Origin of the sequence: Hahella sp. KA22, from assembly GCF_004135205.1 — a bacterium.
Taxonomy (GTDB): domain Bacteria; phylum Pseudomonadota; class Gammaproteobacteria; order Pseudomonadales; family Oleiphilaceae; genus Hahella.
Genome location: NZ_CP035490.1, coordinates 5,923,831 through 5,949,531 on the forward strand (window position 1 = coordinate 5,923,831; position 25,701 = coordinate 5,949,531).

The window sequence follows — 25,701 nt, forward strand, 5'->3', positions numbered from 1 at the left end:
TACGTTTTTGATTAAGGGTTATACACACATGATGTTAGCAAAGAAAACCGCCTTGGCGGCGGCTATCGCCGGCGTATTCATGAGCGCCAACAGCTGGGCTGATCGCTCCTGGAGTTACACCTATAACAGCCAGAATCTGATGGAGACCCAGGACGGCCCCCGCACGGACGTCAACGACGTCACCACTTACGGCTATCATGACGACGGCAACCTGCACACCATCACCAATGCGCTGTCTCAGGTCACCACGTTGGAGAATTACAACGGCGCAGGGCTGGCGCAGAAGATTATTGACGCCAACGGCGTCGTGACTCTGTTGGAATACAACTGGCGCGGCCAGCCGGTTAAGCGCACCGTAAAAAGCAGCCAGGGCGACGCCATCACCGTCTTCGTTTACGACAAGGTCGGGTTGCTGGAGCAGATCACTCTGGCGGATGGAACTTTCCTGCATTACGAATACGATCCCGCGCGTCGTCTGCGCAGCGTCACCAACCGCGCCGGCGACAAGATCGTCTATGAAGTCGACCCCATGGGCAACCGCACCAAGGTGGAGATCAAAGACGGCGCCGAAAACCTGTTCAACGTGCAGCGCCAGGTCTTCGACGAGCTGGGACGTTTGATCCGAAGCATCACCGCCGCCAATCACGAAACCCGTTACGGCTACGATAAAAACTCCAATATGACGTCCGTCACCGACGCCAACAACCAGCAAACCGTGCAAGGCTTTGACGCGCTGAACCGGCTGATCAAGGTGACCGACGCCAAACTGGGCGTCACCCAGTATGAGTACGACGCTCAGGACAACCTCATTGCGGTTACCGATCCGCGCAACCTGAAGACGACTTACAAGTACGATTACGCCGGCAACATGTACGAGCAGAACAGTCCAGATACTGGCCTGACCGTCTTCACTCATGATGACGCCGGCAATGCGCTGACCCGCACCGACGCCCGCGGCGTGGTGACTGAGTACAGCTATGACGCCTTGAATCGCGTGACTCAGGTTCGCTATCCCGCGAACCCCTCCGAAAACATTTCCTACAGCTATGACGACACCGCCAACGGCAACAAAGGCGTCGGCCGCCTGACCCGCATCAGCGATCAGTCTGGAGCCATCAGCTTCCATTACGACGACCGCGGCAACCTGGTGAAGGAAAGCCGCGCAATAGAGGGCCAGACCTACGTCACTCAGTATGCTTACGACTTGGCCAACAAGTTGACGGACATCACCTACCCCAGCGGTCGCATCGTGCGTTATCACTACAATGAAGAAGGTCAAATAGATCGCGTCACGACACTGGCCAGCAGCGGTGCTGCGGAAAAAATCGTGGTGGAAAACGTCAGTTACCTGCCCTTCGGCCCCATGCAGAGCCTGACCTACGGCAACGGCCTGGCCCGCACCATGAGTTACGATCAGGACTACCAATTGACCGGCATTGACAGCAGCGTAATGCGTCGCAGCTACGGGTACGATCCGCTGGGCAATATCGCCAGCATCACGGATCAGATCGACAGCGCGCAAAGCCAGAGTTTCGGCTATGACGCCCTGTCGCGCCTGGAAACCGCGGACGGTGGATACGGCGATATTCGTTACGACTACGACGCAGTGGGCAACCGTACTGCGCGCACCCGCACGCAAAACGGTAAGACCCTGTCAGAGAGCTATGAATACGCCAGCGACAGCAACCGTCTGACCCGCGTCGACACCAATGACGACGGCGCCGTCAGCGAGCGCACGTTCGCCTACACCGACAATGGCAATATCCGTCAGGATCAGAACAACTCCCGCAATCTGGAGCTGATCTACAACCAGCAGAACCGTTTAGAAGAAGTGAAGAAAGGCGGCGAGCAGCTGGCCATGTACGTACACAACGCCCTCGGCCAGCGCGTCATCAAAGTCGCGACCGACCCTGCCGCCAACGTGCACTTCCACTACAGCCAAAGCGGTCAATTGCTGGCGGAGACCAAGCCAAGCGGCGAAGTCATTCGCGAAATGATTTACCTCAACGGCGTTCCTGTGGCCATGCTGGCGGAAGGCGGTGGCGGGGCAACAACGCCCGTGTCCGACATCATCGTCGACAACCATGACAGCGGCGTCACCACTGTCGGAGCCTGGAGCTCATCCAGCTTCTCCAGCGTCCGCCATGGCGCAGACTATCAATACGCCCCCGCAGGCAGCGGCGGGAAATCCTTCACCTGGAAACTTCCCGTCAGCAAAGCTGGCGTCTACAAAGTCTACGCCTACTGGAACGCAGGAGACTCCCGTGCCAGCAACGCCACTTACAGCCTGCAGACCAGCGCTGGCGCGCAAAGTATCACCGCCAACCAGCAACAAGGCGGCGGCTGGGGATTACTAGGCTCCTACTCGCTGAACAGCGCCTCAGCCATCACGCTGAGCGACAACGCTAACGGTTTTGTGATTGCAGACGCCATCAAGCTGGAATGGGTCGGAGCGACCGCAACACCAGACCCCGCTCCCATTACGGTAGACAATAACGACGCCGCAGCGACGCAAACCGGCGGCTGGAGTATTTCCACCTTCTCTTCCAACCGTTATGGCGATAACTATCATTACGCTCCCGCCGGGACTGGAAGCAAAGTCTTCACTTGGAACCTCGCCATCGAGCGGGCAGGCAATTACCGCGTTTACGCCTACTGGAACGGCGGTTCAACCAGAGGCAGTAACGTGAAGTACGACATTAAAACCCAATCAGGAACGCAAAGCGTGCAAGTGAACCAACAACAGGGCGGCGGCTCCTGGAGCCAGATCGGCGTATTCCCCCTGGACGCCAACGCAAAAGTCTCCGTCTCTGACAACGCCAACGGCTACGTCATTGCAGACGCCATCAAAGTGGAATGGGCCGGCGAGTAAGGAGTAACAGACATGAAAAGCCTAAACCAATTAACAACGATTTTATTCAGCGCCCTATTCTCACTGGCCACCCTGCTCAGCGCACAAGCGCACGCGGAAGCCGATCTGTACTTTATCCACTCAGACCACCTGGGCACACCTCAGGCGATGACCGACAGCGCAAAAAATGTGGTTTGGAATACCCAGCAGACTCCGTTTGGGGAGACTGTGGAAGAGACGGGTTCAGTCGTTCAGCCTCTGCGTTTTCCGGGGCAGTATGCTGATCCAGAGTCGGAATTCAATTATAACTATTTTAGAGACTACGACCCTACGATTGGCCGTTACCTACAATCAGATCCAATAGGGTTAGCAGGAGGAATAAATACATATGCATACGTTGAACAGAATCCTCTTCTTTATTCAGATCCTGAAGGCCTTTCAAGAAAAAAGGGGCTTGCTGAGGCATTTTTATGTGCAGTACTTTTCATTTGTGGTGACGGAAACCCCCATACACCAGACAAAGCTAGTGGACGAAGGGAACCTACCCCAACCGAGCAGGTTGAACACGAACGAAAGAAAAGGCAGACAAAAGCGCCAAGAAAACGAAAACCAAAAGGAGACGGGGAACTTCCCAGTCTATCACCATATGATTTCCCAGTTTGGGCTGCTTGTGTAAATGGTAAAGCTCCCTGTGATATCTGTAAGCTTTGGGGATATACTAACCCTTACTGCGAATGGCCCTATAATCCATACAAGTGTGAAAAATAATTAACATGAACAATGCTAGATTACTTGAAGAAGCTAACTATTTATATCGAAACAATAGATTTAATGAAGCAGCTTGTTATTATAGAAGTCTAGCATCAAGTGGGCATTATGGAAGCGCTCGTAGACTAGGGTGGATGTATTTGCTAGGTGAAGGCTTAGATGTCAATTATAGCGAAGCATTAAAGTGGTTAAGTTACGCAGCTAAGCATGATGACGATGAAGCCATGTTTGCTATAGGATGGCTCTATCAATCAATGGGCCATGAAAACTGGCAAGAAGCCTATAAGTGGTTTAAAAAAGCGGCAGAGAAAGAGTTTCCTGCCGCAATATATCGGCTAGCTTGGATGCATATTCATTGTGATGACTATTCAAATGCATCAATCGAAGACTTGTTAATAAAGTCATCATCTCTAGGATGTTTACGCGCGAAGAGAGACTTAGGATTTTGGCGACTAAAAAGCAAGAAAGGACTAACAGCAAAAATACGAGGAATTTGGAATATAGTTAGCACATTTTTCGCAGTACTCTACGTTACATATAGAAATAGCAATGATCCTCGGCTATTATTTTAACTAGCATTTTCCACGAAGCTCCTGATGAGGCTTATCCTCATCGGGAGCTATTGCGAATCAATGTATCAATAGGGTCAGAGTCATTGATCCTTACATGCTTAAGAGTTAACCTACCACCCTCAATTTCAGAAACGGATTATTCTGATGGCTCGTTTACCTCGCCTTTATCTCCCTGGCTGTGCTCACCACATCATTCAGCGGGGCAACAATCGTGAACCCTGCTTTTACAATGAGGCGGACTACAACTTCTCTAAAGGATGCGGCAGACAAATATCAGGTCGATGTCCATGCTTGGTTTGACCATCGGCACAATGCCATTAGAAAATGATCCTGTTGATCAGGCTGCATTCGATTTACCAATATCCGAGTAATACGACGCCAGAACTCCAGAAGCATTACCGACTATTATTTCGTGCTCGAGTGTCAGAGCATGATGCACCAGATATCTAGAAAGAAACTAACAAGGCTTGATATTGGGCAGTGATTGTTTTAAAGCTGAGATGGAAGCCAAAACTGGAAGATGGGAAAAACCTTTTGAACGAGGAGGTATAAAATCTGGGAAGATTCTATCGATGAAACAACAACATCCCCATTGACAAATATAATTTAAAAGATAAAAAATGAGAAACATAGAAAGCATATTACTCATACTATTAATTAGCCTTTCATCTTCAACGATACCTATATTTGTTAATTTGGTGTTGGACTGGGCCTATGAAGGTTATGGATTGAAATCACTTGCAGAAGTTATCTTCACCCCAATACTTTGGATCTGTTTTATTCCAACAAGCATCATATTCGGTGGAATTTCCAATGGTGTCACAGGCGTGTTGGAGCAGGCTGTAGGTATGCTCGCTTTAGGTTTTATTATAGGCGTAGCAATAGTTATAATCAGATACAGGAAAGTATGAAGTATTCCGGCAAAAGTTATGTCAATTCAACTGCAAAACCTCAGTTTCCTCCTTGCATACCCATCAGCAAAACTCAGTTAGAGTTGCCTGGCGGAAGCACAAAGGATGTCCGCATACTCGTATGCCTGCAGAAGGCGAGAGCGGCCCCTCCCCAACAAAGAAAGCTGCAAAGAGCCTTGAATCCTGTAGATCGGTAAACATTCAGTTAGTTATTGGCAAGGTCTATGAAGGCGACAATAAGCGCCGACTTATCCTTGACTTAGGCATACCCCCCCCAGTTGCTCCAAAAGGAAGCAGTTGGCAGAGCAGTAGCGGCCTGATCTTAAAACGCACAAAAAGCTTAGAATCAATAGGGTCAGAGTCATTGATCCTTACATGCTTAAGAGTTAACCTACCACCCTCAATTTCAGAAACGGATTATTCTGATGGCTCGTTTACCTCGCCTTTATCTCCCTGGCTGTGCTCACCACATCATTCAGCGGGGCAACAATCGCGAACCCTGCTTTTACGATGAGGCGGACTACAAGGCTTATCTCTCTTTTCTGAAGGATGCGGCAGACAAATATCAGGTCGACATCCATGCTTTTGTCTTGATGACCAACCATGTTCATATGCTTGCCACCCCTGTAAACGACCAGGGAATAGGTCGAATGATGCAGGCGCAAGGACGCAAGTATGTTCAGTACTTTAACTACACCCATAGCCGCACCGGCACTCTGTGGGAAGGACGTTACAAGTCCACCTTAGTTGATTCTGAGACATACCTGTTAACAGTTTATCGCTATATTGAGCTAAACCCTGTCAGAGCGGAGATGGTGGAGCATGCTTCTGAGTATCCTTGGTCAAGCTATCGGCACAATGCCCTTGGGAGAATGATTCAGTTGATCAAGCCGCATTCGATTTACCAGCAACTGGGTAAAACCGCGGAAGAACGCCAGAAGCATTACCGACTATTATTTCGTGGCCAGATACCAGAACAAGATTTATCCACGATCCGGGAAGCGACTAACAAAGCTTGGGTGTTGGGTAATGATCGTTTTAAGGCTGAGATAGAAGCCAAGACTGGAAGACGGGCAAGGCCATTGGGACGAGGAGGAGATAGGAAGTCTGAGAAATTTCACGTTATGAAATATCAATGACTCTGACCCTATTGATAAAGGAAGCTTTCAAGTGAAACATGAGAGAAATACCAAAACTATTACCTTGACAACAATAATTGCTTTATTAGCAGGAGCTGTTTTATTCTCCCCTTTTTGGATGTTTCTTTTAGTTCTTGAGTTTAATAGCAACCCTGCCCTTAATAAGACTTTTTACTCTTATCCTTATCTCATAACAAAAACTCTTTCTGATGACAACTCATATCGAAAGGCTTTTGAGGCATACTCACGTTGGATTTGTGACAACCACCCTAAATGTGCGATTGATAAATCAGCACAAGAAAAAGATAATCCCAAACTTTAATATTTCCGCCATCGAGATTCTACACCAGCCCGCCTCCTTCAGCCTAGTTCAACGGTTCTGGTGGAGCTGGTAGGTGTGGTAACCCTCGCGGACCTTGAGGCGGCGTTGGGGGAAGGGTTTTGACGGGCGGTCGGCCCGTGCATGATGCGGCTTAGTCATAATAACCTCTTATTCAGGTTGTTGTGATTAGCTGGGTGGGTGGCCGCCCAATCATCCAGTGCTTTAAAGGATCAATGACTCTGACCCTATTGATGCTATTGATGTTGAAGAATATACAAATGCATGCGGTGAAGTCCAAAAGAGATATAGATACGACTTCTCTGGATGCTTTTAGGAGGGCTTTTTCTTTGTGAGCAATGGAAAGTCAGCCATACTCAAATTAGCTTCCAAAGTAAGTTTGTTTTTTACTGCAAGCGCGTTGATCGCGCTGTATGGGTTAGCTATCTATACCTTTATAGCGTTTGGGCGCTGGCCGTCTTATGGAAATCCAGAGTCATGGTCATATTTGGAACTCGGTAGTAAAGCATTTTTTTTATTAGCCTGTTTTTTTATCGTTTCTTACGGATTAGCCGTTTTGGGGTTGTTGGCAGAAGTCGCTAAATGCGTTTTGTCATATAGGGCTAAAATTAAAGCTTCAGGTTTTCCAATAAAAACATTAATAAGCTTATCTATTTTTTTAATTTATCTTATTGACCTTGCTGGGCTGCTAAATTGGTTTCTCGATTAGAGAAAACAGCTCAGATTTATTTCTTAGCTGAAAAAACCACCAAAGCCCAGTCATTGCACTGGGCTTTGTCGATTATGGCTAGTTGTTAAGATGCCTGCTGTTGTTGAATCAGTGATTCCTATTTAGCTGGTCAGAAGAAATCTAAATGGCTACATCAATAGGGTCAGCATCAATAGGGTCAGAGTCATTGATCCTTACATGCTTAAGAGTTAACCTACCAACCTCAATTTCAGAAACGGATTATTCTGATGGCTCGTTTACCTCGCCTTTATCTCCCTGGCTGTGCTCACCACATCATTCAGCGGGGCAACAATCGTGAACCCTGCTTTTACAATGAGGCGGACTACAACTTCTCTAAAGGATGGGGCAGACAAATATCAGGTCGACATCCATGCTTTTGTCTTGATGACCAACCATGTTCATATGCTTGCCACCCCTGTAAACGACCAAGGAATAAGTCGAATGATGCAGGCGCAAGGACGCAAGTATGTTCAGTACTTTAACTACACCCATAGCCGCACCGGCACTCTGTGGGAAGGACGTTACAAGTCCACCTTAGTTGATTCTGAGACATACCTGTTAACAGTTTATCGCTATATTGAGCTAAACCCTGTCAGAGCGGAGATGGTGGAGCATGCTTCTGAGTATCCTTGGTCAAGCTATCGGCACAATGCCCTTGGGAGAATGATTCAGTTGATCAGGCCGCATTCGATTTACCAGCAACTGGGTAAAACCGCGGAAGAACGCCAGAAGCATTACCGACTATTATTTCGTGGTCGGATGCCGGAACAAGATTTATCTGCGATCCGGGAAGCGACTAACAAGGCTTGGGTGTTAGGTAATGATCGTTTTAAGGCTGAGATTGAAGCCAAAACTGGAAGACGGGCAAAGCCATTGGGACGAGGAGGAGATAGGAAGTCTGAGAAGTTTCGCGTTATGAAATATCAATGACTCTGAAATATCAATGACTCTGACCCTATTGATACATGAAACATGAGTATAGAAAGTATAGTTTGGTTAGCTGTACCAATTATTTTATTCTCTGCGTGCGGCTTTTTTATGCCTAGGTTAATTAACAGACAGCGACTCGGATTTGTTTTTATTGGAGTAATTTTAGGCTTTACCGGATTGTTAATGGGGCCCCGATGCCTATGCATGAAATTAGAGGAAAAAATATATGGAGCGTTAGTTTATTTCATTAGTCTTTCCCTAATAATTATATTAGATTTATATTTCCTTCTAATTTTCAGGAAGAAAGGGGATAAAAAATGACAGCTGGAATACGAGCAAAGCCATTTATCAGCATACATTTAATCGAAGTGATATTTTTATGAGTTGGTATGCAGTTAGAAACCTATATCATTTTGGAGTAAAAAAGTCAGGCACCAACGTATTCGAAGAAAGAATCGTTTGCATTCATGCAAAAGACTTTGAAGAAGCTCATAAAAAAGGAAAAGAAGAGTCTGAAGCCTATGCATTAGAAAATGAATTTGAAGCACACAATGAACAGCATGCGTACAAACAAGATGGAAAAAAATTAATTGATGGATATGAGTTATGGTCAGAGTTATACGAATCGGACCTGAGTTTAGATGAGTTCTACAAAGAGCACTATTTAAAGTACATGTATGCGCCAGATGAGTAGAAACGCCTCACACGAGACTGTAATTTAATTTGTGTATCTGCCTGTCACTAGTACCCTATAGCAGGTTAAGGATAGGTAGACAATGAACCAGAAAGAATTAGGGAACCTCTGAATACCCCCAAGAATCAGTCATAATACGGCAGCCCAACTCAGCAGGAACACTTTTCATGGAACAGATGACTTTCTCCGAAGCCGAATACCAGAATAAAAAGCGTAAGACCCGTCGAGAAATCTTTCTGGACCAGATGGATAAGCTGATTCCCCGGGAATGGTTAGAGAAGGTCGCCCGTCATTATCCTAAGGGTGAGAATGGTCGGCCGCCGTATCCGTCATCCGGGCCAAAGTGGAGTATCCATGCCGCAACATCAAGCAAGTGTTTGGTTATGACAAAGTCCGCTATCGAGGCCTGGCGAAGAACAGAAATCGATTATATCAATTGGCGGCCTTCAGTAATCTTCTTATAGTGTGGAAAGAGCTGCGGACATAGAACGAAAGTTGTTGAAAAAAGCCAGATGTGGTTGGGTCAAACATACAATGTTGATGGATATTGGGATAACCATAGGTTATCCAGAGGTTCCCTAGCAAATGAAAACAGTATTAATTTTTTGCTTGTTGCTCTCGATAAGTCTGGAAGCACACTCTTTTGAATCGGATATGCCGTCTAGTATTCATCTAGATTCTAACGATCTATATAAGCTAAGCATTCAAGAGTTTTTGGAATTACTATTATCTAGGCCAGATGGACACATTTTCATTAAAGGCGCCACGATAGGTTGGCCAGACATCAAGAGTGTTAAATACTTAAAAAATTTATTAGGCAACAAGGCATCCTGTATGAGTGTATCCTCTTACTCTTCTTCAAGTCTTGGTAGCAGACCATCAGACATTGATAGAGAAGTAAGGTTTCTTCTACTTGGAATAAAGGAAAAGTCGTACCCTCCACGGCTAAACTCATTTAATGTAACACAGAAAGAACATGAGGAAATAGAAAGCTGGATAAAAACATTATCTAAGTAACTTGTAGCAGCAACTATTATCCAATATTGTTAAAAGACATCGCTCTGCCGGCCTGTGTAGTAATGGGGCAGAGTCCAGGAAAATCGCACTATGTAGCTGCAAAGAAGCCAAGCCTGATAGAACGGCATTGTCGAGGAAACTGTTCTGGTCAAATCCCACCGGACACTTTCTTTAGAGAATTTTCATAATTAACCGGCGACATATCATTGTTCGCCGTATGCAGTCTTTCGAGGTTGTAATATCTCATGTAGGCTGCGACATCCTGCTTCATGTGTTCCCGGGTGGGCTGGGGGATTTTGAATATCCAGTCATGCTTAAGACTCCCAAAAAAGCGTTCAACCACCGCATTGTCCCAACAGGCTCCCACATCGCCCATACTTGCCCTGATTTCATACTTTTCCAGTAGTTTTCGATAATGTCCGCTGGTGTACTGAGAGCCTCGGTCACTATGGAATACCAAGCCCTTGGGCGGCTTCCGCAAATTATAAGCCTTGATCAGCGCCTGGCTGACCAGGCTCGTTGTCATGCGCTTGTCGATGCGCCACCCGACGATTCTTCGGGAATATAAATCCATGACAATGGCCAGATACATCCAGCCTTCTCCTGTTTTCAGATAGGTCACGTCGCCAGCCCAAACCTGATTGGGCGTTGTAGGATTAAAATTCTGATTCAACAAGTTATCCGCCACCGCATGATGGTGTTTGCGCCTTGTAGTGGGTTTGTAAGCAACGCGTTGCGTGACCTGAAGACCAAGCCGCCTCATGAGCTTGCGAACCCGGTAGCGTCCCACCTGAAAGCCTTCTTCGCGTAGATTCTTCATCATCTCTCGACTGCCCAGACTGCATCGAGAAGCTTTAAACAGTCGCTTCATTCGCCGATGCAGGTGAAGCTCATCAAAATGGATCACCGGCGCGGAGCGCCGACGCCAGGCATAGAATGCTGATCGACTTGCACGCAGAGCCCGGCAAAGCACTTTCACAGGGAAGCGATTCGACTCTGCTTGAATGAAGGCGAACTTTATTTCATTTCTTTCGCGAAGAAGGCCGAAGCCTTTTTTAGAATTTCCTTTTCCATGCGCAGCTCTTTGTTTTCTTTGCGAAGCCGTTTTAACTCGGCGCGCTCGTCTTCAGCCAGAACCTGGTTTTCAAGCTGGGCTTCAATTTTTTCCTTCCACTTGTAGAGCATATTGGCGCTAATGCCGAGGGATTTAGCCGCTTCTGGGACGGAATAACCTTGGTCGCGCACCAAGGAAACGGCCTCTTCTTTAAACTCTTTTGTATACTGTTTATACGACCTTTTCTGACTCATGCTGACACCTTAATCGTTGACGGGCATTGTCTCTTATTAATGTGTCCGGGACTATTAGACCACTACAAACAACATGCATCGGGATTTTATTTTTCGTCGCCATAATTCTCATGACCTGCATTTCACTTACTTTCAGCTCTCAGTATACGGAAGCTATATACTATGCGTCAGAGTAAGTTCAAACTTAGCTTATCACTACTCAATTGGAAATATATATGAGAAAGTGTCCTTCATGCTTAACACAGTCAATTTCAAGCTATAAAATCGCCATCTCTGCAGTTATCCCAGGGTACTCAGTGCATTGCGCCAACTGTTATACGCTAGTAACCCCCTCCATTATGAGAAGAGGGATAATCTTCTGGTATATTGACCACATATCATCCAGCATCGTTATATTAGCATTAGTGCTTTACAGCTTAGTATGCTTCGACAGCATATGGATTGCGTTGCTAGGCTTTAGTATCTTTTTAGTCATCAAAGGAGTTATCTACTCAAGAGCGAAGCTAATAGTTTTAATAGAGTGAGCTGAAACTGTTCTCAACAGAGAGACTCTTGACTTACTCTACACTCACTCATTCCAAGTCGCCCAAACAGCCAATAGAGACAGCAACACAATGAAAACCACCAGTGATGGTATAAATATTTACGAATGGGAAACCATCGTTGAATTAGCCAGTGAAATCGCCAACATGACAGCAATTGACGTGGATGCATCATTGATAGAAAGGAAGCTTATTTTAGAGCTTGATAAATTAGAAGAAAAGTATGGCCCGCTACCGTCTATACTCAGCACGAAGGCGGAATACATAGATGAATTTAGGCTAAAGCTTACATTACTTAAAGAAGCATACATAAACTCTTGCGAAATAAGTGACTTGAATAACAGAGCATTCATAAGCAGCACCATTGCAGAATTATACATCGATAATTGTAACGATACTGTCCGCTCAAAATACTGGCTAGAGAAATTCAGGAAGGATTTAGAGAACTATCCGGAAGATGATTATTTAAATAAGCTTTATCAGGAGCTTTCAGCGAAGTATCGCGCCCTTTAATGGGCGGCGCAGCTAACAAGTCGATCACAACTTTATAGCCACTGCCGCACGAGTTAGCGCATTAAGCACCCACCTCAAACAACCCCACTCTCCCCCTCAAAACTCATCTCCACGAAGCTGCGTACGGTGACGCCTTCTGGGAGTTCCGGCACTCGAAGGGTGTCCAGGTCCCAGACTTTTTCTCCGTCGATGGTGACTTTCAGGCTGCTGCCGCACCAGGCGTAGATGGTGTAGGTGTCGTCTTTGATCCGCACTTCGAATTGGCCTGCCGTTTCGCTGTCGGCGGTGAATAAGGCGGTTTTTCCCGGTGGGACTTCCACTTCAAGAGCCCAGGGCTCTATCCATATGGTCATTGATTTGCCTGTGGGATTCAGGATTCGCTTTTCGTCTGTGTATATCATCGGGCGCTATCAGGATTTCGTCTGAAAACGAGCCGCAATAATACATCATTTTTCGTATTTTGGGACAGCCGCTACATTACAGACTATTTTTTCTCTTTGATTCAATGGGTTGAATCAATAGGGTCAATCAATAGGGTCAGAGTCATTGATTCTTACATGCTTAAGAGTTAACCTACCAGCCTCAATTTCAGAAACGGATTATTCTGATGGCTCGTTTACCTCGCCTTTATCTCCCAGGCTGTGCTCACCACATCATTCAGCGGGGCAACAATCGCGAACCCTGCTTTTACGATGAGGCGGACTACAAAGCTTGTCTCTCTTTTCTAAAGGATGCGGCAGACAAATATCAGGTCGACATCCATGCTTTTGTCTTGATGACCAACCATGTTCATATGCTTGCCACCCCTGTAAACGACCGGGGAATAGGTCGAATGATGCAGGCGCAAGGACGCAAGTATGTTCAGTACTTTAACTACACCCATAGCCGCACCGGCACTCTGTGGGAAGGGCGTTACAAGTCCACCTTAGTTGATTCTGAGACATACCTGTTAACAGTTTATCGCTATATTGAGCTAAACCCTGTCAGAGCGGAGATGGTGGAGCATGCTTCTGAGTATCCTTGGTCAAGCTATCGGCACAATGCCCTTGGGAGAATGATTCAGTTGATCAAGCCGCATTCGATTTACCAGCAACTGGGTAAAACCGCGGAAGAACGCCAGAAGCATTACCGACTATTATTTCGTGGCCGGATACCAGAACAAGATTTATCCACGATCCGGGAAGCGACTAACAAAGCTTGGGTGTTGGGTAATGATCGTTTTAAGGCTGAGATAGAAGCTAAAACTGGAAGACGGGCAAAGCCATTGGGACGAGGAGGAGATAGGAAGTCTGAGAAATTTCACGTGATGAAAGATCAATGACTCTGACCCTATTGATGCAGGTTTGTATGAAAACTCTTAATAAGCCGTTTCTTTTATCAATACTTTCAGGACTTTTTCTGGCGTTCAACTTTTATATGTTTTTCTTCTATTACTTGTCTCCAGAGTTTGAGTGGAAGTCGCTAGGCTACCAACTTAAAAATTATGCTGAAAATGGCCTACTGTTTTTTACGATTGGCTTTATTATTTCAACTTTTTTCAGCCTAGCTATAGGTTTCCCGTTGTATTTATTAGCCAAGCATTATTCTTACGTTAATTACACAACCAGTGGAGTTGGGGGGATGACTGTAACTATTACGCCTTATGTTGTTTGTGTATTCCTAGGGTGGAATGTTCCAAATATGGCGGAAACTTCTGGTTTGATTGTAATTTTTGTGCTGGCTATATGTGGAGGCGCCAGCGGAATTTTATTTCACTTTCTTAACAAGATAGGAAAGCCAGCTGCGAATGATTGATGGCGCGGCGCAGCTAACAAGTCGATCACAACTTTTTAGCCACTGCCGCACGAGTTAGCGCATTAAGCACCCACCTCAAACAACCCCACTCTCCCCCTCAAAGCTCATCTCCACGAAGTTGCGTACGGTGACGCCTTCTGGGAGTTCCGGCACTCTAAGGGTGTCCAGGTCCCAGACTTTTTCTCCGTCGATGGTGACTTTCAGGCTGCTGCCGCACCAGGCGTAAATAGTGTAGGTGTCGTCTTTGATCCGCACTTCGAATTGACCTGCCGTTTCGCTGTCGGCGGTGAATAAGGCGGTTTTTCCCGGTGGGACTTCCACTTCAAGAGCCCAGGGCTCTATCCATATGGTCATTGATTTGCCTGTGGGATTCAGGATTCGCTTTTCGTCTGTGTATATCATCGGGCGCTGTCAGGATTTCGTCTGAAAACGAGCCGCAATAATACATCATTTTCCGTATTTTGGGACACTCGCTACATTACAGACGGTTTTTTCTCTTTGATTCAACGGGTTGAAGTCAAATAAAACTGAGTTTCCCGCCCTCTTTGCTTTTGCCGCAATGTTCTAACCGACCACTCTTTAGGCGCCCAAAAATCTAAAGGCAACCTTTTGAAAAGTGGGCGTTTTTTCAGCGCCTGCCACCGCCCGGGAAAAACCGGTCACCCCTGATGTTATACTTGTCTGACTTCCCTAACGGGGGAGTATGGGGGGCACATGACAATTCAAGAAACCTATCGCGAAATCGAGCAAACTTTGGGACTGGTTCCAGAATGGATCAAACAGATGCCGGAAAGCGGTGTGAACGGCTTTTGGACAATGGCCCGGGATTTCTGGCTGTCGGAAACCAAAGTCCCTAATAAATACAAAGAGCTGATTGGTCTTGCGGTGTCCGGCGCGACCCGCTGTAAATACTGCGCGCTATTCCATACCGAAGCCGCCCGGCTTTTTGGAGCCACTGACGATGAGATCGCCGAAGCCAGCCTGATGGGCGCGCTTTCCATGATGGGCAGCACCTTTATCAACGCCCAGCAAATTGACTACGACACATTCAAACAGGAAACGCTTGATATTGTCCGCCATGTTAAAAGCCAGCAAACCTCTCAAGCGGCATGAAGCGTTCAAGGACCCTACGTTATTGCGATTAGAGCAGGATAAGTTGATTCAGCACACCGACGGAGGTCCCAAGACCTCCGCCCGGTGGCAGGCCGACGTGATGCGGGCGACTGGCGAATTGATGCAGAACCCGGAGTATTCACAGCCAAACAGCCAGGATCTGCGTATCGCTTACGCCAAAGCGTTGTTCAGTATTTACGGAGATACTGTGACAGATCTGGAGCTTACTGAAATGCTCCTGGCTTTATGGCGCATCGAAATGGATAGCCTCACGCTTGGCGACAGGCCCTCAGACCAGACTCTCCACACGTTGTAAAAACGCGCGCGCCTCCGGCTCAGGCCCATCCCCCATATTGGCGTGAGAATTCCCCCGCCACTCACACATTACGGTACGCTGTCCGCCTCCCGTGCTTACGCCAAGCTCCAGAGTGAAATAGCGGAATGGGGGCGTCCCATTTTCTACTTTCATCTCCGGTCCCGCGGTCAACACAATCGCCACCAGCATCGCCTCGGCGACGGCTTTGGCCTCAGGCATTTTCATCAGAATGGTCGGGTAGTCTTTCACCCGTAATGTGGCGAACTCAATGTCATTGGGATCAAAATCCGCTTTCCCCTCCGGGTCGCAGTTTTCGCACACTTTGGACCAGAGAAAGTCAATCAGATGCGCTCGCTCCTCGGTAGGGATCAGGGCGAACAACTGCAACGGATCGCTTTCGCAAAACTTACGCATGGCGATGTGGGCGAATGTGTAATGATGCGGCCTGGGGTCCCTCAACAGTTCGGTTTCTTTCTCATTCTTGTCTTGCTTGTTCCAGATCATAAACGACCACTCCAGTTTTCGATTTCCGGTCTTTGTTCGCGCGCTATTGTTGTTGCGAACTATTGTTGTTGCGAACTATTGTTGTTGCGAATTATTGTTGTTGCGAATTATTGTTGTTGCGAACTACGGCTTGTCGCGCACGACGGCATGCCGCCTTTCAACATGAACGCCCAGCCGCTTGGCCAGCCTGATCAGGTTGGCGCGATCCAGAGACAGGGCGCGTGCGGCGGCGGCCCAATTGCCCTGCTCTTCGGTTAGAGTGCGATGAATCAGCTCGCGCTGAAACCGTTCTGTTTCTTCTTTCAGGTTAACAGGCTTATGCGATGAAGCCAGCTCAGCAGAGACGGTGTGATCCGACTGCAGCATAGTTGAGGAGGAAGGCGGAACGGAAAGATCACAGTGCTCCGGCAGAATCGTCACGATACGCTTACCGGCTTGTTCACTCCTGGCGCGCAGCGCCGCCCGACTAATGGTGTGCTCCAGCTCTCGCACATTTCCCGGCCAGGGATAAGCCAGCAGCGCCTCATTCACCGCCGGAGCCAGGCGAATTTGCTCCATGCCCAGCTTGCGGCGCGTCGCAGCGATAAAATAGCCCGCCAGCAACAAGACATCCTGGTCGCGTTCTCGCAAAGGCGGAACCTGAATGGGATAGACGCTCAAACGGTGGTATAAATCTGCGCGAAAGGTTTCTGCTTTCACTTCCCGCGCAAGATCGCGGTTTGTCGCGGCGATCACCCGCACATTCACTTTCTCTGGTTTGTCCCGCCCTACTTTCTGCACTTCTCCACTTTGCAGCGCCCGCAACAGTTTGCTCTGCACCGCCAGAGACAACTCGCCGATTTCATCAAGAAACAAGGTGCCCCCATCCGCCAGCATGAACTTGCCCATACGATCACTGTTTGCGCCGGTGAAAGCGCCACGCACGTGGCCAAACAGCTCGCTTTCCGCCAAAGCGTCCGGCACGGCGGCGCAGTTAACGTACACCAATGGTTCATTACAGCGGGACGACTGCTGATGTAGAGTGCGGGCGACCAGCTCTTTCCCCACGCCGGTTTCCCCGGTCACCAGCACATTGAAGTCCGAGGACGCCACCAAACGGATTTCCCGCCGCAACTGCGCCATGGCGGCGCTCTCGCCGATCAGTTCGCCGCTCAATGCCTCCTGCGTCAGCGCCAACGCCAACGCCACTTCATGGGCGTGACTGGCTTTATATTCCAGCATGTTCAGCAGCTCAGCGGATCGTAGGGTTGCGGCGGCCAATGCATTGAGAATAGATAGCGTCTTCTGGGAAATATCATCGAACACGCCAGCGCTCAGGCTGTCCAGCGTCAGCAGGCCGATCAGGCGATTATCCGAGTACAAGGGAAACCCCATGCAAGCGTGCACCGGCAGATCTCCTTGCGTCGCCAGCAGCAAACCGTCATAGGGGTCCGGCAACTGGCAGTCGGAGGCGAAACGCACCGGCTGCCGCGATTGCGTCAGACGCTCGAAACGCGGGTGTTCATCCGCCTTGAAGCGCCGCCCCAGAATATCCGGAGACAACCCCTGCGCCGCCAATGGAACCAGTACGTCCTCACGCAAGGCGAGCAGCGCCACCGCATCACAGGGTATCGCGCTGCGCACGGCGCTCAATAAGCGATCAAAGCGGTCTTCATTAGTCAGGCTGTTGGCGAGATCCACAGCGATCTCCACTAACACGGAGAGGGGCGCGTCGGTCATATCAAATACACTCTTATGTGTCTTTTTGACTCTTTCTATCAGGGTCATTTTAACCCTATCGCCGCTTAAATCCAGCGCTTTTCCCTTTATTTTCAGGGCATTCCAACCTGGCAAAGCAATTGCAAATACAGACTCAACACTTCCGGTTAATACGCATCTTGAGGAGGAATGCTATGAACCAGGCCAACGTAACCCTCGACGGTTTCGCCGCCAGACTGATGAAGATCGGCGACAGAACACTGGTAACGTCAATTTTCGTTATCGTCGCCACCGCACTGATTTGCTACCCCTACGCCGACAGCTTCAGCATCGGACAGCAGGTCGCCGCTCATATCACCATGGTCGTGTCAGCCGGAGCCTTAAAACTGGGCTATGTTTTACGACTGATCGGCAATCGTCGCATCGCTTTGAATGGAGGCTGAATAAATTCTCATGACGCAAATCGCCAGCGACCGCAATCCACGCCCCACCCTGCCTTTACTGGGTTTGGCGTTCCGTCCGTTTTTCCTGTTTGGATCACTGTTCTCCATCGTCGCCATCGCCTACTGGATATTGCTGCTGAATGGCGCAGCGCCCTGGCTCACCGCCATGTCGCCGGTCGTATGGCACGGCCATGAAATGGTGTTCGGGTTCGGCGGAGCGATTGTAATTGGCTTTCTGCTGACGGCGGTGCAAACCTGGACGGGCTTGCCCAGCGTGAATAACAAGGCGCTGGCGGCGCTGGTTCTGCTCTGGCTGACAGCCCGCATCGCCTTCTTTCTTGGCGGCGGCGCGCTACGTCTGGCCATAGTCGCAGAGATACTGTGGTGGGCGCTGTCAGCCCTGACTTTCATCAACTTGCTGGTTCGTTCAAGCAATCATCGCAACCTGATCATCGCGCCGGTTCTGCTATTGATGGCGACTTTGGACATCGCTTCCGCCACCGTCAGCGATGCAGGGCTGGCTCTGCATCTTCTTAATACCGGCGTCCTGATGATGTGTGTTCTGATCACTCTCTTGGGCGGACGCGTCATTCCGTTTTTCACACAACGTGGATTAAGCATTGACGCCATCACGACGCCCGGCTGGCTGGAAAAATCTCTGGCGCTATTAACGCCACTGACGGCGCTGGCTTTTTTCGGCGGGCGCTTTCTACCTGTACTTGCTTCTGTCACCGCATGGCTGTTGCTGACGACAGGCGCGTTGCAGCTACTACGGATCGCGCATTGGCGCAGCCTGAAAACATTCGGCGTCCCCTTGCTGTGGTCACTGCACTTTTCCTATCTGGCGCTTGCTCTCGGGCAGATAGGCATGGGCTTGAGTCTGCTGTCACAGGGGGCGCACTTCGCGGACGCCCTGCATCTGGTGACTGTCGGCGCCATCGGCGGCATGATTCTGGCGATGATGTCCCGGGTTTCATTAGGACACACCGGCCGACCTCTGCAGCCGCCAGCGCTGATGGCCTGGGCGTTTGCGCTAATCCTGGCGGCGGCGGTCGTACGCGCCGGACTGCCTTTAGTCATGGCGGCTCCCGCTGCCTGGCGCATTTCCGCCGCACTATGGGTGCTGGCGTATCTGGTTTTCGTTATTCATTACGCCGGCATTCTTAATGCGCCGCGTATGGACGGAAAACCTGGTTGAAGCAAGCGTCTACTTGTCGGTTCGTCTATTTGTCGGCTCGTCTGTTTTTCAATCTAACTGACTGATGTTCCAGCTGACTTTCATGAAAGCGCCGCCCCAAAACCCGGCGGCGCTCTTCTTTTAATATCACTACGATTATTCACCATCCAAGAAGGAGTTAGAGTGTTAGATTCCAACACTATCGCAACCATCAAAGCCACCATCCCGGTATTGGAAAGCGGGGGCGTGGCGATCACTGAGCATTTTTACCGCAGGTTGTTCAGCCACAACCCTGAGCTGCTGAATATTTTCAACAGCAGCCACCAACATTCAGGCGGGCAACAAGTCGCCCTGTTCAATGCGATCGCAGCCTATGCAAAGCACATTGAAACGCCTGAAGCGCTAGCAGGCGCCATCGAGCGCATCGCTCACAAGCACACGAGCTTCAATATCCAGCCCGCGCAGTATGATATTGTCGGCCATCACCTGCTGGAAACGTTGCAAGAGCTGCTCGGCGACGCATTTACGCCAGAAATAAGAGACGCCTGGACCAAGGCCTATCAGTTTCTCGCCAGCATTTTTATTGCGAAGGAAGGCGAGCTATATCAGACGCGCGTCAGCGCCCAAGGGGGCTGGAAAGGAACTAGAACGTTTATCGTGCAGTCAAAACAAAAGGAGTCCGAGCTGGTGACCAGTTTTGTGATGGCGCCCAAGGATGGCGGCCCCGTCATCGACTTTCAACCGGGCCAGTACATCGGCGTCAAGGTCAAACCCACCACTGAGGGTTATGCGCAGATTCGTCAGTACTCTCTGTCGGCAGCGCCTAACGGCGCCACCTATCGCATTTCCGTGAAACGGGAGTCCGGAGAACAGCCTGGGCTGGTGTCCAACTATCTGCATGATCATGTTCAAGAGGGAGATTCACTGGAACTCATGGCGCCCGCTGGCGACTTTGTTCTACATGAGGAAGGCGGCCGCCCCACCGTCCTGATTTCCGCCGGCGTCGGCCTGACGCCCATGATGTCCATGCTGGAACGTTTGAGCGCAACAGACGACGAGGCGCCGATTCACTATCTGCACGCCTGCGAAAACGGCGCTCAGCACAGCTTCAAGCATCGCCTGGGCGACTTGTTGGGTAAGAAGAAAAACCTGTCCGTGCATGTCTGGTATCGCGAGCCCCGCAGCGAGGATCAACCGGATCACGACTATCATGCGCAGGGTCTGATGGATATTCCCAGTGTTGCGGCAACGCTTCCGCTAGAGCAGGCCCGCTTCTACCTGTGCGGACCCACGCCATTCATGGCCATGGCGAAACAGCAGTTACTGTCATGCGGCGTGGATGCTGAACGCATCCACTATGAAGTATTTGGTCCGCACAGCGACCTGTAAGCCAGTCTGGGTATACAAGTACAGATCACCAGCGGATCAGGACATCGTCCATCTGAATGTTCAGACGGGTGGGGTCGATATTCAGGCGGCCAATAGAAAATTCAGGCTGCACCTGATCCACCTGCAAGGCCAGCTTAACATCACGCAGCTCGGTCCCCTGAAACCGGGTTGCGTCAAACAGCTGGCGCGAACGATAGATCTGGAATGTATCTCCGGGGCGGATGCCTGCGTTGGCGCCCGCCTCAAACATAATCTGACGCCCTTCCACTCGCGAGATGCGGGTCATGAACGGCTGACAGGACACATTATCTTCAATGTCCCCCGCCATGTTCATCAGCGCTCGCTTCACCGCCCTGCCGTATTCCATCTGATTGAACCCGGCGGACAACAAACCATACTGCTCATCCGCCCGCGCCTCCCAATCGGCGCCAGTGCGGTAGCGCTTCTGAAACAATATCGCGCCACTGAAACCATCATGGATAAACATCTCCACATCGAATACCCGGTAGGTATCCTTCAGTCCGACAAAGCGCAGCGTATTATTAAGAACGGAGCGTTTCAGCCCTTCCGGGTCGCGCAGGGTAATATTCCTGACCACGCCGGACACCACAAACTGCACGCCCAGATCCCGCGACGCCGCCACCGCTTTGGTTAACGTGCGCTGCTCCGTCTCATGGGTCGGCGCATTAGCGAGTTCATCGTACAGATGCAACTGGCTGGCCTCATGCACCGCCAGACGCGGCGAGGACTGCAAAAGCTGATTGAGATAACTGGGTATGTCCCGCTCCACGCCATACAAGCCGCCGACGGAGGCTTGTCGAGGGTCTTGCAGAGAGAAAGACAACAGCGCGAGTTTGCGTCGATACGTATTCACGGAAGCGCCGTCGCACAATGGCTGCTCGTACATGTCCGCATCTACGGTTAGCACCAAAGTATCGTCTTCCACCTCTTCGCTGACTGGAACAACTCGCTTGGCTTTGGCGCGACTGCTGACGCTCACGCTGGATTGGGTTAAACGCCCCAACTCCATCTGATCAGTGCTGGAGACCTCCGCTCCAAACATCAGCGCCGCCTGCCGCAAAGCGTCTTCCTGCGCCACCTTGCGCGCCTGCTGGTAATCGCCACCGTATATCAAAGACCTCCCCGTGACCCGCACCCACTCTGCATGCGCCGCTCCAGCACCCAAAGTCAGCAGCAATCCGAGTGCGCCGGACAACGACAGCATCGACAGTCTTCGGTTGAATAACAGCATCATGACAGGCCCCCGCGTTTCACTTCTTCACATCGCCATCCAGAAAGTACAGCCCCGTTCCTGTGCTGCTTCCCGCCGCGCCCGCCGGAGAGTCCATGCTTGCGCGCAAGTCCGGGTCGCTATGGGGCAACGGCATACGGCACTCTTCGGTGTAGCGGAAGTAGTTGACGTTGGTCAGGCAGCGGCGAAATCTTGCCTCCAGCACGACCTCCAGTACGGTCTCAAATCCGCCGCCCTGCAACTCGGACACGCTCATCACCCTGGCGCCGCGAATCACGCTGTCCACCATGGTTTTGAAGCCGTCATTCTGCATCACCAGCGCTTCCACTGTGGAAGAACCGTAGATGACCGTCCCGTAGATACGCTCCGCCAGAGCGCGATAGGCGTCCAGCTTCGACGCGCGCATCGCCAGCAGGCGGTGACGCTGGGAGGTAGCGTGGCGGGGGTCCTCATAGGTGGCGTACCCTGACACCCTCACCACGATGGGATCTTTGCCGATATTGTCGTCGATGGGCTCTTGCTTCTGACCATACAGGCCACAGGCCGACAACAGGCTGGCGAGCGCCGCCAATACAACTGCTTGAATCTGCTTACTCACGCTGGAAGCCCTCAGTACCAATACAATTCCTGCGGCGACGTCCGAAGACGCACGCGTTGTATAGAGTCTTATAGAAAAGTTCGTGCCAAGACGACCAAAAGAGCGGAGCAATAAATAAAATTACATTAACAATCAGACTATTAGGCGAGTTCTTGATGATCTCTTATGCGGCGCTGGGCAAACTCATGCGCCCATATAGCGGAACGATCTTGCCTCACCCGTCAGGCGACCTTGTGACCCCTGGTCATTCCAAGTAACCTACCCTTTCAACCATTACCTATTCGAGACCCTATGCAACGATATTTAGTGGGCGGAGCTGTACGTGACGCCTTACTTGGCCTGCCTGTCAAAGACCGCGACTGGGTCGTGGTTGGCTCTACCCCTGAGCAGATGCTGGAACAAGGATATCAGCAGGTCGGCGCGGACTTTCCTGTGTTTCTACACCCCGACAGCAAAGAGGAACACGCCCTCGCCCGCACGGAGCGTAAAAACGGCAAGGGCTATACGGGCTTTATCTGCGACTTTTCTCCGGATATTTCTCTGGAAGACGATTTGCTGCGGCGCGATCTGACGATCAACGCCATGGCCATGGACGACGACGGCGCTCTGGTGGACCCCTTCAACGGACGCCAGGACCTGGAAGCGCGCATTCTGCGCCACGTTTCCCCCGCCTTTACCGAAGATCCCCTGCGTGTGCTGCGGGTCGCCCGTTTCGCCTCCCGTTACGCCGATCTTGGCTTCACTGTCGCCCCGGAAACTTTACAACTCATGCAGGACATTCAGGCTTCGGGAGAACTGAAAGCACTGACTGCGGAGCGCGTATGGCAGGAAACCGTGCGCGCCCTGGGACAAAAACAGCCTCGCGTTTACTTTCAAGTGCTGAAAGACGCCCACGCATTGCAGGATATTTTCCCCGAATTAAACGCCTTGTTCGGCGTGCCGCAAACGCCGCAATACCACCCGGAAGTGGACACCGGCCTGCATAGCCTGATGGCGTTGGAGCAAGCCTGCCTGTTGAGCGAGCGTGAAGAAGTGCGCTTCGCCGCCCTGATACATGATCTGGGCAAAGGCGTCACGCCACAGGAGGAATGGCCCAAGCATCATAACCATGAAGCGGCCGGGGTCGACCTCGTGAAAGCGCTGACGGAGCGGGTCAAAGCGCCGAAGCTGTTTAAAGAACTGGCTCTGATGGCCTGCCAGTATCATACCCATTGCCATCGCGCTCTGGAGTTGCGCGCCAACACCCTGGTGAAGCTGCTGCAGTCCTGCGACGCCTGGCGCCGGCCGGATCGTTTCGAACTGTTCTTGCTCGCCTGCGAGGCGGACGCCCGTGGCCGTACTGGATGGGAGCAAAAGCCTTATCCTCAGGCGGACTATCTACGCGGCGTCCTGGAGGCGTGTCAGCAGATCCAGCCGCAGGAACTGGTGGCCCAGGGTTATACCGGCGCCAGGCTGGGAGAGGAAATTCAGCGCCGCCGCATCAGCGCGGTTAAACGCTTCAAGCGCGACTATGCGCCAGAGACATACGAGGATGACGACGCAGACGACAGCTTGACCTGACTCAAGCCGGCGGACGATTGCCTGCATCTTCGACCAAAGCGTTATTATAAAAAACAACATCAATAAGTATGCTCATCCTCCAGGCCCGGAAACGTCAACGCCTTGAGGATGACAAAGCATCAGTTCACACACTGACGGATTGAAAGGAGATTTCATATGAAGAAGGTCGTCATTGTCGCCGCCACCCGCACCCCCGTGGGCGCATTCGGCGGTTCCCTCGCCACGCTCAGCGCCGACCAACTGGGATCGGCGGTGATTAAAAAGTTACTGGAGCAAACCGGCGTCGATCCCGCCAAAGTCGATGAAGTGCTGCTCGGTCAGGTGCTTACCGCAGGCTGCGGCCAAAACCCCGCGCGTCAGGCCTCCATCAATGCCGGCCTGCCCAACTCCACCCCCGCCATGACGATTAATAAAGTCTGCGGTTCTGGTTTGAAAGCCATACATTTGGCGGCCCAATCCATCATGCTCGGCGACGCCGACATCGTGATCGCCGGCGGCCAGGAAAATATGAGCCAGGCGCCCCATGTGCTGCCAAAGTCCCGCGATGGCCAGCGTATGGGCAATTGGACGCTGGAAGACTCCATGATAAAAGACGGCCTCTGGGATGCGTTTAACGATTACCACATGGGCGTCACGGCGGAGAATATCGTCGAGAAGTACGGCATCAGCCGCGAAGAGCAAGACGCCTTCGCCGCTCAATCCCAACAAAAAGCGGAAGCCGCGCAGAAAACAGACCGATTCAAAGACGAAATCTGCGCCATTAGCGTACCGCAACGCAAAGGCGATCCAATCATCGTCGACAAGGATGAAAATCCAAGACCAGGAATCACAGCGGAATCGCTGGGCAAATTGAGAGCCGCCTTCAAAAAAGATGGAACCGTCACCGCAGGCAACGCCTCTTCCCTGAACGACGGCGCCGCAGCGGTCATGCTGTGCAGCGAAGAAAAAGCCAAAGAGCTTGGCTTGACGTCCATCGCCACCATCGCCGCTTACGCTAACGCGGGGGTTGATCCCAGCATCATGGGCGTCGGTCCGGTCACCGCCACCCGCCGCTGCCTGAACAAAGCCGGCTGGAGCGTGGACGAACTGGACCTGGTCGAAGCCAACGAAGCCTTCGCCGCCCAGGCCATTGCGGTGAATCGCGATATGGAATGGGACACCGCCAGAGTGAACGTTAACGGCGGCGCCATCGCCCTGGGTCACCCCATCGGCGCGTCCGGCTGTCGCATCCTGGTCACCCTGCTGCACGAAATGATCAAGCGCGACGCCAAGAAAGGTCTGGCCACACTGTGTATCGGCGGCGGCATGGGCGTAGCGCTGGCGGTAGAGAGATAATCACCTCATCTCGCACTCACTATAGGCCTCCTCTTTCATAGGGGAGGTTTTCATCTCAGCCTTTACGCTCTACGACAAAGACATCCGATAGAGACACCGCTTAACAGGGACAAACGGCAGGCGTGCTCGCCAGCTTAAATGCGGAATAAGTGCAGGATATAAGGACGAGAAAGGAAATGTGAGTAGAGGAGAGGAGAGGAAATGAGA

General features: G+C 50.8%; 26 protein-coding genes and 1 pseudogene. 20 read left to right on the top strand and 7 right to left on the bottom strand.

Features of this window, described 5'->3' with window-relative positions; translation table 11 throughout:
• The first annotated feature begins 28 nt into the window (after positions 1–28).
• From EUZ85_RS26110 to EUZ85_RS26165, 10 genes and pseudogenes are all read left to right on the top strand, one after another.
• A complete protein-coding gene (locus EUZ85_RS26110) occupies positions 29–2,872 on the top strand; it encodes an RHS repeat protein (RefSeq protein ID WP_127973078.1) in 2,844 nt (947 codons plus the stop codon).
• 12 nt (positions 2,873–2,884) lie between these two features.
• A complete protein-coding gene (locus EUZ85_RS26115; RefSeq protein ID WP_127973079.1) occupies positions 2,885–3,619 on the top strand; it encodes an RHS repeat domain-containing protein in 735 nt (244 codons plus the stop codon).
• A gap of 5 nt (positions 3,620–3,624) precedes the next feature.
• The gene (locus EUZ85_RS26120) at positions 3,625–4,191 is read left to right on the top strand and encodes a tetratricopeptide repeat protein (RefSeq protein ID WP_127973080.1); all 567 of its coding nucleotides are present in this window, start codon (positions 3,625–3,627) and stop codon (positions 4,189–4,191) included.
• 620 nt (positions 4,192–4,811) lie between these two features.
• Entirely contained in the window at positions 4,812–5,102 is a 291-nt protein-coding gene (locus EUZ85_RS26130; RefSeq protein ID WP_127973081.1) for a hypothetical protein, read from the top strand.
• A 425-nt stretch (positions 5,103–5,527) separates the two neighbouring features.
• A complete protein-coding gene (locus EUZ85_RS26135) occupies positions 5,528–6,241 on the top strand; it encodes a transposase (RefSeq protein WP_127973082.1) in 714 nt (237 codons plus the stop codon).
• A gap of 31 nt (positions 6,242–6,272) precedes the next feature.
• Positions 6,273–6,563: a hypothetical protein gene (locus EUZ85_RS26140; RefSeq protein ID WP_127973083.1), complete on the top strand. Its 291-nt coding sequence runs from the start codon at positions 6,273–6,275 to the stop codon at positions 6,561–6,563.
• A 349-nt stretch (positions 6,564–6,912) separates the two neighbouring features.
• A complete protein-coding gene (locus EUZ85_RS26145) occupies positions 6,913–7,290 on the top strand; it encodes a hypothetical protein (protein WP_127973084.1) in 378 nt (125 codons plus the stop codon).
• Positions 7,291–7,623: 333 nt separating this feature from the next.
• The gene (locus EUZ85_RS26150) at positions 7,624–8,241 is read left to right on the top strand and encodes a transposase (RefSeq protein WP_241567102.1); all 618 of its coding nucleotides are present in this window, start codon (positions 7,624–7,626) and stop codon (positions 8,239–8,241) included.
• 379 nt (positions 8,242–8,620) lie between these two features.
• On the top strand, positions 8,621–8,935 hold the full coding sequence (locus EUZ85_RS26155) for a DUF4288 domain-containing protein (protein ID WP_127973085.1): 315 nt from the start codon (positions 8,621–8,623) through the stop codon (positions 8,933–8,935).
• A 331-nt stretch (positions 8,936–9,266) separates the two neighbouring features.
• Positions 9,267–9,422: pseudogene (locus tag EUZ85_RS26165) on the top strand (transposase); the annotation flags it as partial.
• A 678-nt stretch (positions 9,423–10,100) separates the two neighbouring features.
• Here EUZ85_RS26165 and EUZ85_RS26170 read toward each other — a convergent pair.
• Positions 10,101–11,260 (bottom strand): IS3 family transposase gene (locus EUZ85_RS26170; protein ID WP_127973086.1). Its coding sequence is split into 2 segments (ribosomal slippage): positions 10,101–10,996 and positions 10,996–11,260, totalling 1,161 coding nucleotides; the frame shifts between segments, so codons are not numbered across the junction.
• Between the two features lie 614 nt (positions 11,261–11,874).
• On the opposite strand from EUZ85_RS26170, the gene EUZ85_RS26175 reads away from it, so the two are divergent.
• Positions 11,875–12,315, top strand: a complete 441-nt coding sequence (locus EUZ85_RS26175; RefSeq protein ID WP_127973087.1) for a hypothetical protein — start codon at positions 11,875–11,877, stop codon at positions 12,313–12,315.
• 74 nt (positions 12,316–12,389) lie between these two features.
• Here the strand turns inward: EUZ85_RS26175 and EUZ85_RS26180 are convergent, their stop codons facing one another.
• Entirely contained in the window at positions 12,390–12,668 is a 279-nt protein-coding gene (locus EUZ85_RS26180) for a hypothetical protein (protein WP_127973088.1), read from the bottom strand.
• 254 nt (positions 12,669–12,922) lie between these two features.
• On the opposite strand from EUZ85_RS26180, the gene EUZ85_RS26185 reads away from it, so the two are divergent.
• Positions 12,923–13,636, top strand: coding sequence for a transposase (locus EUZ85_RS26185; RefSeq protein ID WP_127973089.1), 714 nt, complete (start codon positions 12,923–12,925; stop codon positions 13,634–13,636).
• Positions 13,633–14,109: a hypothetical protein gene (locus EUZ85_RS26190; RefSeq protein ID WP_129498769.1), complete on the top strand. Its 477-nt coding sequence runs from the start codon at positions 13,633–13,635 to the stop codon at positions 14,107–14,109. The genes EUZ85_RS26185 and EUZ85_RS26190 overlap by 4 nt, the downstream gene beginning before the upstream one ends.
• Before the next feature lie 75 nt (positions 14,110–14,184).
• Here EUZ85_RS26190 and EUZ85_RS26195 read toward each other — a convergent pair whose 3' ends face one another.
• Entirely contained in the window at positions 14,185–14,463 is a 279-nt protein-coding gene (locus tag EUZ85_RS26195) for a hypothetical protein (protein WP_127973091.1), read from the bottom strand.
• A gap of 360 nt (positions 14,464–14,823) precedes the next feature.
• Here EUZ85_RS26195 and EUZ85_RS26200 point away from each other — a divergent pair, with 360 nt between their 5' ends.
• Both EUZ85_RS26200 and EUZ85_RS26205 read left to right on the top strand, forming a co-directional pair.
• Positions 14,824–15,222 (top strand): carboxymuconolactone decarboxylase family protein, encoded by a 399-nt coding sequence (locus EUZ85_RS26200; RefSeq protein ID WP_127973092.1) that lies wholly within the window; start codon positions 14,824–14,826, stop codon positions 15,220–15,222.
• Positions 15,188–15,538: a hypothetical protein gene (locus EUZ85_RS26205; RefSeq protein WP_127974578.1), complete on the top strand. Its 351-nt coding sequence runs from the start codon at positions 15,188–15,190 to the stop codon at positions 15,536–15,538. Before EUZ85_RS26200 ends, EUZ85_RS26205 begins: the two co-directional genes overlap by 35 nt.
• On the opposite strand, the gene EUZ85_RS26210 is transcribed toward EUZ85_RS26205, so the two are convergent.
• Both EUZ85_RS26210 and norR read right to left on the bottom strand, forming a co-directional pair.
• Entirely contained in the window at positions 15,512–16,042 is a 531-nt protein-coding gene (locus EUZ85_RS26210) for a hypothetical protein (RefSeq protein WP_127973093.1), read from the bottom strand. The two genes, EUZ85_RS26205 and EUZ85_RS26210, sit on opposite strands and share 27 nt — an antisense overlap.
• A gap of 123 nt (positions 16,043–16,165) precedes the next feature.
• Positions 16,166–17,761 carry a nitric oxide reductase transcriptional regulator NorR gene (gene norR, locus EUZ85_RS26215; RefSeq protein WP_127973094.1) on the bottom strand — a complete coding sequence of 532 codons (1,596 nt, stop codon included), beginning with the start codon at positions 17,759–17,761 and terminating at the stop codon, positions 16,166–16,168.
• Between the two features lie 173 nt (positions 17,762–17,934).
• Here norR and EUZ85_RS26220 point away from each other — a divergent pair, with 173 nt between their 5' ends.
• The 3 genes from EUZ85_RS26220 (at position 17,935) to hmpA (ending at position 20,749) form a co-directional block, all read left to right on the top strand.
• A complete protein-coding gene (locus EUZ85_RS26220) occupies positions 17,935–18,183 on the top strand; it encodes a hypothetical protein (protein WP_206617953.1) in 249 nt (82 codons plus the stop codon).
• Between the two features lie 10 nt (positions 18,184–18,193).
• Positions 18,194–19,381, top strand: coding sequence for an NnrS family protein (locus EUZ85_RS26225; RefSeq protein ID WP_127973095.1), 1,188 nt, complete (start codon positions 18,194–18,196; stop codon positions 19,379–19,381).
• Between the two features lie 162 nt (positions 19,382–19,543).
• Entirely contained in the window at positions 19,544–20,749 is a 1,206-nt protein-coding gene (gene hmpA / locus EUZ85_RS26230; protein WP_127973096.1) for an NO-inducible flavohemoprotein, read from the top strand.
• Between the two features lie 25 nt (positions 20,750–20,774).
• Here hmpA and EUZ85_RS26235 read toward each other — a convergent pair whose 3' ends face one another.
• Positions 20,775–22,004 (bottom strand): flagellar assembly protein FlgT, encoded by a 1,230-nt coding sequence (locus tag EUZ85_RS26235; RefSeq protein WP_127973097.1) that lies wholly within the window; start codon positions 22,002–22,004, stop codon positions 20,775–20,777.
• A gap of 16 nt (positions 22,005–22,020) precedes the next feature.
• Positions 22,021–22,599 (bottom strand): LPP20 family lipoprotein, encoded by a 579-nt coding sequence (locus EUZ85_RS26240; RefSeq protein WP_127973098.1) that lies wholly within the window; start codon positions 22,597–22,599, stop codon positions 22,021–22,023.
• A 291-nt stretch (positions 22,600–22,890) separates the two neighbouring features.
• On the opposite strand from EUZ85_RS26240, the gene EUZ85_RS26245 reads away from it, so the two are divergent.
• Entirely contained in the window at positions 22,891–24,159 is a 1,269-nt protein-coding gene (locus tag EUZ85_RS26245) for a multifunctional CCA addition/repair protein (RefSeq protein WP_127973099.1), read from the top strand.
• A gap of 156 nt (positions 24,160–24,315) precedes the next feature.
• Positions 24,316–25,494 carry an acetyl-CoA C-acetyltransferase gene (locus tag EUZ85_RS26250; protein ID WP_127973100.1) on the top strand — a complete coding sequence of 393 codons (1,179 nt, stop codon included), beginning with the start codon at positions 24,316–24,318 and terminating at the stop codon, positions 25,492–25,494.
• The last annotated feature ends 207 nt before the right edge of the window (positions 25,495–25,701 follow it).